This window comes from Jiulongibacter sp. NS-SX5, assembly GCF_052828545.1.
The window spans coordinates 3,204,481-3,217,337 of sequence record NZ_CM128248.1 but is presented as its reverse complement, the minus strand read 5'-3'; the positions used below and the strand labels follow the sequence as shown (position 1 = coordinate 3,217,337).

13 protein-coding genes and 1 tRNA gene are annotated in these 12,857 nt (G+C 40.2%); 9 read left to right on the top strand and 5 right to left on the bottom strand.

Annotated features, from left to right (window positions below; genetic code table 11):
- Nucleotides 1–12 precede the first annotated feature (12 nt).
- From ACUXV0_RS14195 to ACUXV0_RS14180, 4 genes are read right to left on the bottom strand one after another with little or no spacing between them, the layout of a single operon-like run.
- A complete protein-coding gene (locus ACUXV0_RS14195; protein ID WP_446190222.1) occupies nucleotides 13–1,647 on the bottom strand; it encodes a sodium/sugar symporter in 1,635 nt (544 codons plus the stop codon).
- A 37-nt stretch (nucleotides 1,648–1,684) separates the two neighbouring features.
- Nucleotides 1,685–2,419, bottom strand: coding sequence for a malonate transporter subunit MadM (gene madM, locus ACUXV0_RS14190; protein WP_446190221.1), 735 nt, complete (start codon nucleotides 2,417–2,419; stop codon nucleotides 1,685–1,687).
- Between the two features lies 1 nt (nucleotide 2,420).
- A complete protein-coding gene (gene madL, locus ACUXV0_RS14185) occupies nucleotides 2,421–2,780 on the bottom strand; it encodes a malonate transporter subunit MadL (protein ID WP_446190220.1) in 360 nt (119 codons plus the stop codon).
- Between the two features lie 27 nt (nucleotides 2,781–2,807).
- Complete coding sequence (locus ACUXV0_RS14180; RefSeq protein ID WP_446190219.1) at nucleotides 2,808–4,283, bottom strand: acyl-CoA synthetase; 1,476 nt, start codon at nucleotides 4,281–4,283, stop codon at nucleotides 2,808–2,810.
- A 153-nt stretch (nucleotides 4,284–4,436) separates the two neighbouring features.
- On the opposite strand from ACUXV0_RS14180, the gene ACUXV0_RS14175 reads away from it, so the two are divergent.
- The 6 genes from ACUXV0_RS14175 (at nucleotide 4,437) to ACUXV0_RS14150 (ending at nucleotide 9,061) form a co-directional block, all read left to right on the top strand.
- Nucleotides 4,437–4,509: transfer RNA gene (locus ACUXV0_RS14175), tRNA-Met, on the top strand.
- A 64-nt stretch (nucleotides 4,510–4,573) separates the two neighbouring features.
- Entirely contained in the window at nucleotides 4,574–4,831 is a 258-nt protein-coding gene (locus tag ACUXV0_RS14170) for a GIY-YIG nuclease family protein (protein WP_446190218.1), read from the top strand.
- 280 nt (nucleotides 4,832–5,111) lie between these two features.
- Entirely contained in the window at nucleotides 5,112–5,558 is a 447-nt protein-coding gene (locus ACUXV0_RS14165; protein WP_446190217.1) for a cold-shock protein, read from the top strand.
- A 110-nt stretch (nucleotides 5,559–5,668) separates the two neighbouring features.
- Nucleotides 5,669–6,559 carry a GTPase Era gene (gene era / locus ACUXV0_RS14160; RefSeq protein WP_446190216.1) on the top strand — a complete coding sequence of 297 codons (891 nt, stop codon included), beginning with the start codon at nucleotides 5,669–5,671 and terminating at the stop codon, nucleotides 6,557–6,559.
- Nucleotides 6,560–6,653: 94 nt separating this feature from the next.
- Entirely contained in the window at nucleotides 6,654–8,171 is a 1,518-nt protein-coding gene (locus ACUXV0_RS14155) for a hypothetical protein (protein ID WP_446190215.1), read from the top strand.
- The gene (locus tag ACUXV0_RS14150) at nucleotides 8,171–9,061 is read left to right on the top strand and encodes an EamA/RhaT family transporter (RefSeq protein ID WP_446190214.1); all 891 of its coding nucleotides are present in this window, start codon (nucleotides 8,171–8,173) and stop codon (nucleotides 9,059–9,061) included. Before ACUXV0_RS14155 ends, ACUXV0_RS14150 begins: the two co-directional genes overlap by 1 nt.
- On the opposite strand, the gene ACUXV0_RS14145 is transcribed toward ACUXV0_RS14150, so the two are convergent.
- On the bottom strand, nucleotides 9,047–10,090 hold the full coding sequence (locus ACUXV0_RS14145) for a type III polyketide synthase (protein ID WP_446190213.1): 1,044 nt from the start codon (nucleotides 10,088–10,090) through the stop codon (nucleotides 9,047–9,049). The two genes, ACUXV0_RS14150 and ACUXV0_RS14145, sit on opposite strands and share 15 nt — an antisense overlap.
- 85 nt (nucleotides 10,091–10,175) lie before the next feature.
- Between ACUXV0_RS14145 and ACUXV0_RS14140 the strand changes: the two genes are divergently transcribed.
- From ACUXV0_RS14140 to ACUXV0_RS14130, 3 genes are read left to right on the top strand one after another with little or no spacing between them, the layout of a single operon-like run.
- Nucleotides 10,176–11,033 (top strand): UbiA family prenyltransferase, encoded by an 858-nt coding sequence (locus ACUXV0_RS14140; RefSeq protein WP_446190212.1) that lies wholly within the window; start codon nucleotides 10,176–10,178, stop codon nucleotides 11,031–11,033.
- The gene (locus tag ACUXV0_RS14135) at nucleotides 11,026–11,718 is read left to right on the top strand and encodes a methyltransferase domain-containing protein (RefSeq protein ID WP_446190211.1); all 693 of its coding nucleotides are present in this window, start codon (nucleotides 11,026–11,028) and stop codon (nucleotides 11,716–11,718) included. Before ACUXV0_RS14140 ends, ACUXV0_RS14135 begins: the two co-directional genes overlap by 8 nt.
- Nucleotides 11,703–12,812 carry an NAD(P)/FAD-dependent oxidoreductase gene (locus tag ACUXV0_RS14130; RefSeq protein ID WP_446190210.1) on the top strand — a complete coding sequence of 370 codons (1,110 nt, stop codon included), beginning with the start codon at nucleotides 11,703–11,705 and terminating at the stop codon, nucleotides 12,810–12,812. Before ACUXV0_RS14135 ends, ACUXV0_RS14130 begins: the two co-directional genes overlap by 16 nt.
- Nucleotides 12,813–12,857: the final 45 nt, after the last annotated feature.

Below are 12,857 nucleotides of genomic sequence, written 5' to 3'. Positions count from 1 at the left end.
TTTCTTTATGTCTTACCAGAACAATGCATAAAGTGCCGCTACCAAAATTGAAATGGTGAAGGCTGCAATATTGAATGTGGCGTTGGTATCAAAAACACCTTTCACCAATTGAATGGCTTTATGATCATCAGACTCTTTGTTCTCAATATAACTTAAAATAATAATGACCAATAAAGAGCCAAGAGCCGTTAAGCCCATCTGATGCATAAAAGGAATATCCACGAAAAATGCCGAATCACTCCAGCCATTCGGGGCTACTTTGAAATACATGGCAATAGGGATAGAAAGAAGAACTCCCCATATAGCCGCCTTATTGGATGCCTTTTTGATAAACAAACCACTAATAAATACGGCCAATATACCTGGACTAACCACACCGGTATATTCCTGAATGAACTGGAATGCCTGATCAATCCCTCCTAATAATGGAGCCATAATACAAGCAATAACCAATGCGGCAACCGCAGAAAGTCGACCTACATTTACAAGTTTGGCCTCCGAGGCGTTCTTGTTAAAATACTCCTTATAGATATCCATAGTAAAAATGGTAGAAGTAGAATTTAACATAGAAGCTAATGAAGAGACGATAGCCGCGGCCAATGCTGCAAAGGCCACACCTTTAAACCCGGCAGGTAGTAATTGTAATAACCAAGGATAAGCTTTGTCTGCTTGTTCTAAACTCGGCAAGTTAGACTGAGCAGAAGCTCCTAAACCTGCCATTACTTCAGGATCGCTGGTCATCACATAAGCTGCAATTCCTGGAATAACTACGATGAAAGGAATGATCAACTTCAAAAATGCTGCTAGTGCAATACCTTTCTGTGCCTCTGGCAATGACTTAGCAGCCAAAGTTCTTTGGATAATGTACTGATTGAACCCCCAGTAATAGAGATTGGCAACCCACAGACCGCCGATCAATACCCAAATACCTGGCAAATTCTCATATTCAGGATTTGTCTTATCCAAAATCATATGGAATCGTTCTGGAACGGCATCAAGCAAATGACTGAAGCCTGCTCCTATGCCGGCCCCACCCGAAAGGGCGTTTAATGCCAAGTAAGTTGTAAACAATCCACCTAAAACAAGGAAAACAACCTGAATAACGTCTGTCCAGGCTACAGCAGATAAACCACCATAAATAGAATAAGCTACAGCAAATAAGGCCAAACCAATCACCCCTGTCATCAGAGGTACTCCCATAATGGTCTGAAGGGCCAAAGCCCCCAAATACAGCACAGAAGAAAGATTTACAAAAATGTAAAGTGCTATCCAGAAGATGGCCAAGATGGTTTTTAACTGAGTACTGTAACGTTTCTCTACAAACTCAGGTATCGTGTAAATTCCTTTCTCAATGAAAATAGGCAGGAAATACTTCCCAACCAATAAAAGCGTTATCGCTGCCATCCACTCGTAAGAGGCAATAGCCAGACCACCTGCAAAACCCGAGCCTGACATTCCTATGAATTGCTCCGCAGAAATGTTAGCTGCAATTAAGGATGCCCCAATAGCCCACCAGGGAAGCGACTTGGAAGCGAGGAAATAATCTTCGGATGTTTTTTCTCCCTTACGAGAAACCCAAAGACCAATACCTAAAATCATGACGGCATAAGCCGCAAAGATCAGGTAATCGATTGTAGCAAAATTCATTTATATAAAGATTTAGGGTTATAATTTCACAAATATATTAAACTACTGATTGTACAAGAATATAAAATATGGAAGGGCAAAGTAAACAGCCCAATCCTGTATAAAATGTGGCAGTCAATGCTCCATATGGCACTAACTCAGGATCTGTGGCAGCTAGACCCGCCGTAACTCCACTAGATGTCCCGATCAATCCACCAAAAACCAAAGCAGAATTAGCATTATCTAAGCCAATCCTTTTAGCTAAAAAAGGAGTAGCAATGGTAGTGACAATAGTCTTTACCAACCCGATAGCCACACTGATGGCAACTACATCTGAACTCGCACCAACGGCCGTTCCTGTGACAGGGCCAACTATATAAGTACACGCCCCTGCACCGATGGTGGTGAGGTCTACAGCATCACGGTAACCAAGAAGCCATGCCACCAGAACTCCAATAAAAAAGGAGGCTACCACTCCAACGATCAGAGCTACTGTTCCTGCCAAGCCCGCATTTTTGATTTTAGAAACATCTGCTCCCATCGCTGTGGCTACTACTGTAAAATCTCGGAGCATTGAACCTCCCAAAAGAGCCATGCCAGCAAATAAGGGAATTTCAGAAATACCTTTTCTGCCTCCTAAAGTTGCCAAAGCAAGGCCCAGCAGTACAGCTATGGCCACACCTGGGATTCGCTTAAAAAACACTTTTTTGGATAGCCAAAAGGAAAATAACATAATCAACCCGACTACCAGAAACGCAAAGACAAAACCGTTCTTTTCTATGACCTGCTCCATGCTATTTGTTTTGCCCTATTTTAGAGATAAGAGGCACTAAAGCCAGACAACTTAGTGTGACCACAGCACCAATAATGACTGCAGCCCAACCTCCTGACAAGGCTCCTTTGACATTCAACACCGATGCCATTGCTATCACTACAGGAATGTACATTGAACTCCAGAATTTCATCCCACTAGTGGTCTCTACTTCTAAAAACCCTTTCTTTTTTAGCCAACTTATTGACAGAATTAAAAAGAACATAGCAAAACCTACACCTCCTACATCTGCATTCACACCAATCAATTGACCTAATAATTGTCCAAGATATTTGCCTAACAAATAGCAAAATGCCAGAAGAGCTACACCGTAAATTTTCATAGGGTGATTACTTTGGGTTTAATTCTATTAGAACAGTGTTTTCAATTCCTTCTTAGTTACCTTGCCCATGACATTTCTGGGTAAATCGTCCAGGAACAAATACTTTCTTGGTATTTTATAATTGGGCAATTGCTCTCTTAGCCAACTATTTAATTTTTCGAGATCGATTTCATCTTTTTCGGCCACCAAACCTCCACCAATAATCTCGCCCCACTCCTCGTCCGGTATACCCACAACACCACAGTCTTTAATTCCAGGGTATTTGCGGAGCACTTCTTCTATCTCCAGGGCTGAAATTTTATAACCACCCGATTTTATAATATCGACGGAATTCCTTCCTAAAATCCTGAAATATCCATTTTCGATCACTGCCGTGTCTCCCGTTCTGAACCAGCCATCTTCTGTAAATGATTCTTCTGTTGCTTCTGGCTTCTTCCAATATTCCTTAAATACAGTATCTCCTTTAATCTGAATCTCACCTGAAACTCCTTCTTCTTTTACTTCTGCACTTTCATCATAAAGACGTGCCCCTACACCGGGTAAGGCCTGACCAATGTAGCCCGGTCTTCTTTCACCAATAAGTGGATTGCTAATGGCCATCCCTATTTCAGTCATCCCATAGCGTTCCAGAAGAGTTTGGTCACTTATTCCCCGCCATTCCTCCAGGACAGAGACAGGCAAGGCTGCCGATCCCGAAACCATAAACCTAAACTGACTCAAACGATCTTTGACCTCACTTTTCTGTTCATCTGAAAATGTTTTCCAGACAGTTACCAATTTGAAATAAATGGTAGGCACCGCCATGAAGATATTGACATCACCTTTCATAAAGACATCAAAAACCGTATTCGGATTAAACTTAGGTAGAAATTCAACAGTAGCACCTACCGAAAGGGGACAGCAAGTAGCATTCAATATCCCATGAATATGATGTAGAGGCAGCACATTTAAAATATGGTCATCAGAAGTCCATTGCCAGGCCTCCACTAAAGAGTTTACCTGAGATTTGAGATTACAATGCGTACTTACCACGCCTTTTGGTTTACCCGTAGTACCACTTGTATACAGAATCATGGCCCGTTGATCAGCATCAACTTGAGGCAAATCTGCGGCATCTTCATGGAGGTTTTGATAATTGCTCACCCTCAAGTTCTCAAAAGACTTAAAAGGAGAGATAAGTTCATGGTAATCATCGGTGTAAATTAATTGCTCTGCAGATGTATCTTCAATAACATATTTTAATGACAAAAAAGGGTGCTTTACGCAAAGTGGAACTGCAATCCCCCCGGCTCTCCAAATGCCCCATTGCATTGCTACATATTCAAAACCCGGGTTAATGATAAACGCAATTCTGGCTTCATTTAAATGCTCTCTGCCATTTAATAAGGAAGCAGCAATCTGGCCTGACCTTTCGAGTAAATCTTTGTAGGTAAAATCGGCTTCTGAGGTACGGATAGCCACATTATTTTCATGCTTCATGGCAGAAGCAATAAATTCAATCATAGGTTAAGGTTGGTAAAATTTAGGCTAAGATATAAACAATGTGATTTTTTCAAGTGGATTTATAGATATTCCTCCATAGACGTATTCAAAGGCAATATTTCAACAATTCATTTTGTATTATTCAAATCATTTCCTACTTTTGCAATCCGATATCGCGGGATGGAGCAGTTGGCAGCTCGTTGGGCTCATAACCCAAAGGTCGCAGGTTCGAGTCCTGCTCCCGCTACGAAAAGAGAAAGGGAGGCTTCACGCCTCCTTTTTGGTTTAGTTCTTTCAGACTTTAATAGCGGTTGGAATCTTTTACAGTATATGTACTTCATTCCCTTAAATTCGATAAAATCTACATCGGATATACATCAGATTTAGAGAGTCGAATGAAAAGCCATAACGAATTGGCAAAAAAAGGATATACCGTAAAATACAGACCTTGGAGAATCGTACATACTGAATCATTTCAAAGTAAGTCAGATGCTCTAAAACGTGAAAAGCAATTAAAGTCGAGTAGAGGGAGATTATTTATTCGTCAAATTATTGAAGAATTGGATTAGCTCGTTGGGCTCATATCCGTCAGCCGACGGACGCAGGTTCGAGTAATCATTAATCTAACCGCTACAACTAAACTAAACCGCAAGGTTCCCTTTTTTTTTATTCGGCAGTTAATCTGCTCCGGGAATACCCTGAACTGTACCGCAAGTATTCATCTACTCCGTAAAGCTCTTCATCAGCAAAGCTTCACCGCTATAGATCAGTTTACCCAGAGAAATCATATTTATATTCAGCGGTAATTGAGTGAATTATTACCCTTGAATTCACGTTATAACAGCATCTATGGCAAAATCGCAAGAAACCTACAGCAAGAAAGAAAAAGAGAAAAAGAAACTGAGAAAACGTCAGGAAAAAATGGCTAAACGTGAAGAACGTAAAGCTAATGCTACCAGCGGTAGCCTTGACGACATGATCGCCTACGTGGATGAGTTTGGAAACATTGTGGACACTCCACCGGATCCAACAAAGAAAAAGAAAGTGAAGGCTGAAAATATTGAAATCGGCATTCCAAAGAAAGAGGAAGAAGAATCAGACGAAAAAACAGGCAGAGTGGATTACTTCAATTATGACCGTGGATATGGCTTCATCAAAGAGCTAAAAGGGAATAACAAGTATTTCTTCCATGTGAACAACACAGTAGATGAAGTAGCAGAAGGCCAGTTGGTTTCTTTTGAACTTGAAAAAAGTGATCGCGGATTAAACGCGGTGAATGTAGCTAAAGCGATGTAATACCAATTTTGGATATTTGATAGAAGCCAAACCTCTTCGGGTTTGGCTTTTTTACTTTATTGAGCATATAAAAATAGTACTGTTTGAATTAGTGACTTTACCTTTGCACTATGTTGAATAATCATAAAGCCGGCTTTATCAGTATTATTGGTAAACCCAATGTGGGAAAAAGCACCCTAATGAATCAGTTGGTGGGTGAGCGACTATCAATCATCACCTCAAAGGCACAGACTACTCGTCACAGAATCATGGGGATTGTAAATGGCAAACTCAATGACCAGGAATTTCAGTTAGTTTATTCTGACACCCCAGGGATCATCAAACCCATGTATGAGCTTCATGAAAGCATGATGGAATCTGTATCCGGTTCACTGGAAGATGCCGACGTGGTTCTTTTCGTTACTGATATTTTTGAAAAATATGACGAAGAAGATGTCATCAAGAAACTAGGGAAAAGTGATGCTCCGGTCTTATTGATCATCAACAAAACAGATCTTGCTACCGAGGAGCAAATTCAGGAAAAGCAGGCTCATTGGGAAACAGTTTTAAATCCCAGAGAAATCATGACGATCTCTGCACTGAACGGTGACGGGATAGAAGAGTTATTTGAGAAAATCATTTTTTTACTCCCGCAGCATCCTCCATATTTCCCTAAAGACGCCCTTACAGACAAACCTGAACGCTTTTTTGCATCTGAGATTCTTCGTGAAAAGATCTTACAAAACTACAAGAAGGAGATTCCTTACAGCTGTGAAGTAGTTATTACAGAATTTAAAGAGGAAGAGGATATCATCAGAATTTTTGCTGAAATCTACGTAGAACGCTCCAGTCAAAGAGCCATACTTTTAGGCCATAAAGGTGAGCGAATTAAAAAAGTAGGTACCGAAGCGAGGTTAACTATGGAAGAGTTTTTTATGAAAAAGGTTTTCCTGAAACAATACATCAAGGTAGAACCAGACTGGAGAGTTAAAAGAGATAAATTGAAAAAGTTTGGGTACTAATGCCTTAAAATCAATTTAGTCGCTAATTATTGCTACCACAATTTGGCTTTCTAAGTAATCAAAATAGCTTTGTTGATAATCAACTAAATCAATAATGAAAAAGCTTATTTACACATTACTTATCTGCATTGCCTTCTTTAAAACTATAGCTCAAAACTCAACTATTTTCTCTGACAGGGTTCAGTATCCAAAACACACAACTACAGATCGACTCGCTCTATCAAATTTAGTGGCAGGTCAAGCCGTCTATGATTCAGATTTAGATCAATTATTCATTTTCACAGGCACAGAATGGGTTGGAGTACTTCCTCAAAATACTACTCGGCCGGATGTCATTAAAACGGGAGAAGCTCAGTATAGTGAAACTTTTCATATGGCTGCCGATGGCTTCGGCAATATCTACTTAGGCGGTTTCTCTACAGGAGAAGTTATCATTGACAATACCCTTATTATGCCGGCTGGCACCAATAATCTTTTCCTGATAAAATTAGATGCAGAAGGAAACCTCCTATGGCAAAATACTTTCGGAGGCTCAGATGAAGAACAAATGGGAGCTATCACTGCAGACAGCCTTGGAAATGTCTATTTCACCGGTACTTTTAGAAGTAACTTCACCCTTGGTTCCACTAGTTTCAGTGGTAGTTCTGACTTTGACGTATTCCTTTCAAAGTTTAACTCATCAGGCACGCCACAGTGGAGTGTGAGAGAGAACGCTCCCGGAAGTTATTCTTCATGTCAAAAAATAGTAGTAGACAATCAAACCGGGAATGTCACAATAGCTGGAAATTTTAATGGCAGTTCTACATTTGGAGGTACCACAATCAACACCTCAGGTAATTTTGACAACTTTATAGCTCAATACAACTCCTCGGGCTCTCTAAATTGGGTAAAATCTTTTGGAGGCACATCACAAGAACTAGTTCAAGAGCTCAAACAAAGAAACGGAAGGATATTGCTTTGCGGACAGTTCAGTGGTTCAGCATCAATTGATGCTAACACTATTTATTCTTTTAACGGAGGCATTGATGCCTATGCTCTAGTTCTTACTAATTCCGGAACATTTGAATTCTTAAGAGCTCTAGGTGGTATTGGATCCGAGCAGGAAATAAAAGGAGAGTTAATGTCTGACAATACTGTAGCAGTAGCCTTAAAAGCTGAAAACTCGTTTTCTTTTCAATCAAAACAGATAAACCTATTGGGCCCCGGCAGGAAAATAGTTCTCTTTAAACTTGATGCCACAGGAAATTATTTATCTCACAAAATTGATTTATCACCAAGCTCTGGAGCAGAAGCAACTGTCGGATCAGTTATGGAAAGAAAGAATGGCTTGTTTTTGTCAGGTTATGTTTCAAACGGCCCTGTATATGTAGGTTCAGCAATTCTTGGGGCATCAGCTAATGCAGGTTTTATTGCTAATTATGACTCAAACTTCGGTTTCAATTGGGCAAAACAGAACTCTGGTGCAGCAGGCTCAAACTTACCATTTTCTTTCAAAGGCTTCGACGACTCGGTGCTTTTTTCAGGCAGCTTTAATAATAATACGGTATTTTTTGGCCACAACTTAGGAGTAAACACACAACCTTATGGTTTATTTGTAGTCAAAATACCTTAATGTTCTACCTCCTACTTAGTATTTGCTTATCCGTAATTCTCTTGATCAATTTTAGGGTTTTCCCTCGATTTCAGGTCAATACTGCTCAGGCCATAGGACTGAATTATATCGTTTGTTTCCTGGTTGGGCTCCTTCTAATTCCTGAAGGTCAGCATCTTACTTTTGACTTAAAAGAAAACTGGACATGGTATTGTTTGGCCTTGGGGGTTGGGTTTATCGTTACTTTCATACTTTCCGGTCTTTCAACTCAAAAAGCGGGTATGACAGCAACCTCGTTGGCAAATAATCTATCGCTCGTAATCCCTGTTTTGGCTAGTTTACTCTTGTATAACACCAACGCCAAAGAGTTTAGTAGCTGGAATTACCTGGGTTTGGGCTTTGCTTTTCTGGCTGTAGGGATGGCTACTTATAAAGGCGATAAAAGTCAAAAATCAGTATCAAGTATTTGGCTACCTCTAGCAGTTTTTGCCCTGTATGGTATCACTAATTCCGCTATCAATTATATCAATCTCCAATTTATTCCAGACCCCAATTTAGTTATTCCTGTCACCTTGGTTATGGTCTCAGGAGCAATGATCAGCGGCATCATTTTGGTGATATATCGCTATTTCAGATTCAAAGAAACGCTGGCTGTTAAAAATATTCTGGGAGCTGTAAGCCTCGGAATTCCGAACTTCCTTTCCTTTTATTTTCTAATACTTACACTCACTTATTATGGAAATAGTGGGGCCTTCGTTTATCCCATTTATAACATGGGTGTGATTTTGGTTTCGGCCCTCGTAGGGATATTCTTTTTTAAGGAATCTTTGAGTAAACTAAATATTGCTGGCCTGGTACTAGGCTTAGTAGCTATCATTTTGATCTCCTATCAAGAACTAGGAATAGGCTAAAATGGCTCCTTCCATGGTAAGCCCGGGGCCAAAAGAAGCTGCAAAAATGTCTCCTGAACCAGAGCTGGCTTTCATTTTATCCTTCAATACATAGAGAATGGTAGCTGATGACATATTGCCGTATTCGGCCAAAATACGTAAAGAGGCTGCCATTGAATTATCAGAAATATGAAGTGCTTTGGCACACTCTTCCAATATTTTTTTACCACCGGGGTGAATGGCAAAGTCTGTAACTCCTCCCGAGTTATTTTTCTTGAAAAACTGTCCTATGTACTCAGAAAGAATCGAGGGTACATAAGTGGAGAGTTTCATTTCAAATTGATGTGAGGTCAGTTCCCATGCCATATAATCTGAGGAATTGGGAGCTGTCTCCTGAAAAAACCTTTTCAATTTTAATCCCTTCTCCTGATTTGATACCAAAGCCATAGCTGCACCATCGGAAAACAATCCATTGGCTAGAACCTCGTCCTCAGATTTGCCCGTTTGAAAATGCAAGGAACAGAGTTCTACATCAACTATCAACACTTTAGCCTTGGACTCAGATTGACAGATATAATTGGCCAATTTCAGAGCATGAAAAGCCGCATAACAGCCCATAAAATTGATTCCAAATCGCTGAACAGAGGTATTGAGCTTGAGTTGTTTCAGAATTTGAAAGTCGAGCCCCGGGGCGGATATCCCTGTACAGCTAACAGTTATCAAGTGTGTTATTTCTGAAGCCTTTAACTCTGAAGCCTTGAAAAAATCTGATTGTATTTCCCCAATAATTTTAGCCGACTCCTCCTCAAAAACCTTCATTCTGGATTTGACACCCGGATTTTCACGCCCTATGTATAGTACTTTTTCTAATGAGTCTTCCTGAAAATCTGGAAGGACACACCTTCGGGTATTGATACCGGCGTGTGTTAAAACCCACTTGTACTTTCTCTGCTCATCAGTATTAAACTCCTTAAGTAACCAGTCAACCATCTCCCCTTGGGGGTAAAGAAAAGGGGCATCTGCAGTTTGAATATGATTGAGGTAAGACATACTATGGGGTTAATTACGTAAATAGTATAAATCAGTATTTCAAACCAACTGATTTTGTACCTTTATTTATACGTAAAACCCCAATATGCAGGCTTTAAAAGACGCACTAATCCTTCTAAGGTTTCCTTTCTCCTTCTTTTTAATGCCTGTCTTTTTGTTCGGTACTTACCTTGGCTCTCAGCCATTTAACTACAATTACTGGTTAGCTTTTTTCATTTTACATTTCTTAGTCTACCCGGCCAGTAATGGTTATAACAGTCATGAAGATAAAGATGAAGACGCCATTGGCGGGATAAAAAAACCTCCACCACCCAATAAGCTCCTTTTCTATGTATGCATGGTTTTTGACCTCTTGTCAATAATTCTTTCGTTAAAAATCAGCTATTTATTTACGGCCTTGGTTGTATTGTACATTGCCTTCAGTCGTGCCTACAGTTCTCGTAAAATCAGATTAAAGAAAAGAGCAATTCTCAGCTACTTCATCATAGCTGTTTTTCAAGGCTGCTTTATTCTCATATTGGCTTTAGATGTATCTGATCCAATGATAAAATACGGTGAACCAGAGTTTATGCTCAGCTGCTTATTTGCCTTTTTCCTGATGGGCGGCAGTTACCCTATCACCCAGATTTACCAGCATGAGTCGGATGCCAAAGACGGCATCATCACCTTGAGTGCACGTTTGGGCATTAGTAAAACTTTATTGTTTAGCGAAATTCATGTAGGCATAGCTATGGTCTTCTTGTACTTCATCATTCCATTAGAACACTTTGTGCTTTTTATAGCATTAATGACACCTGTTCTGGTATATATGCAGTGGTGGAAAAGGGCCTGCAAAAAAAATCCTGCTGCCGCTAGCTTTAGGAACACCATGACCATGAACCTGCTGGCCACCTCGCTGATGAATGTTTGTTTCGGATTATTGATTTATCTCAAACATGCCTGATTTTAAGCAAAGGTCATATCAAAAGGAGTTGATGGATTTAGGTGAATTCTCAACAGAGGATTTTGAACAGAATCTCTATGAGTTGAAATTGACCAATACCTACTTAGGGGGTCACCAAGCTACCCTGAAAATTCTGGATTTATTCTTTGCGAAGCACCCAAATAAACCTTTACACATAGCCGATGTAGCCTGCGGAGGTGGCGATGCCATTCTGGCGATGGCAAAATATGCACAAAGGAAAGGGAGATCAATCAGAATTACGGGTATTGACCTTAATGAAACTTGTATTGCGTATGCTCAAAAGCAGACATCGGAGTATAAGCAAATTGACTTTATACATAGCCCTTACCAAGACTGTAAGGCAGAATTTGACATCATCACCTGCTCTTTATTTACACACCACTTAAATGAAAAAGAGCTTGCTGACTATTTAAAATGGGCAAATGCTCATTCAGGAATGGGTTTTATTATCAATGACCTTCACAGACACCCTTTGGCCTATTATAGTATCAAATTCATCAGCCGCGTTTTCCCGTTTTCGTATCTGTATAGAAACGACGCTCCTCTTTCCGTTTTGCGAAGCTTTACTATGAAAGAGTGGTTAACTCATGGAGAAAAAGTTGGGATAAAACTCAAAACCAAATGGAACTGGGCTTTTAGACATAGCACATGGCATCTCAAATAAACTCAGATATCGCAATTATTGGAGGAGGTCTATCCGGGCTGAGTCTCTCTATTCAGCTGGCTAAGCTGGGCTATAAGGTGGTACTGATAGAAAAGAAAGACTACCCAAGACATAAGGTTTGTGGCGAATACATTTCTCTGGAATCCTGGGAGTTTGTCAAAAACCTTGGGATCGATTTGGAGTCCTTAGACCTTCCCATTATCAATGAACTGCACTTAAGTTCGCATAAAAACCAATCCCTTACTTCTTCACTTCCTTTAGGAGGCTTTGGATTAAGTAGATTTATGCTTGAACAAAAACTAGTGGAGCTTGCACGGCAAAATGACGTTAGAGTTCTTACTAAAGAAACCGTTACACAATACTCTAATACAGAATTAGAATTACAAAGTGGTAAAAGGATTCTGACAAGACTAACGGTAGCCGCCTTTGGCAAAAAGACCAATTTCAATTTAAGAGTTAAGCCGAGCACGGGTCAAAAGTACTTTGCACTCAAATGGCATTTGAAATCGGATGTCCCCAAAAACCGCATCAATCTTCACTTTTTTGAGAAAGGATATATAGGCAGCTCTCAGGTTGAAAACGGCATCACTAATGCCTGCCTTATGGCTTCTGCCGAAGTTTTTGAGAAAGCGGGCGGTAATATTGACCGATTTATGAAAGAAGTTGTTTTTAAAAACAAGGATGCCAAAGCAGTATTTGACAAGGCCGAGCCGGTTTTTGAAAGACCTCTGAGCATCGGGAACATTACCTTTTCTCACAGATACCCCGAGCATGAACAATGGCTTTTTTGCGGCGATGCCGCAGGAATGGTAGCACCTCTGAGTGGCAATGGCATGAGCATGGCGTTTCTGTCCGCTAAATTGCTATGCAAGCATATTCATCAAAACTGGAACGAGCAAAACGCCTATCAAAAGATTAAAACAGGCTATAAAAACGACTGGAACAAGCATTTTAGGACTCGACTTTTTGTAGGAAATTGGCTTCAGCAGGGCAGCTTGAACGACTTTGCGGTACCGGTTATCATACGTTTAGGCCAGTTCTCTCCAAAACTTTTGAGCTCTCTCATCAAGAAAACCCACGGGGAACCATTCTAAGTTATTCTTGATTACACTAATCACTTATTTCTCAGGGAAATATAT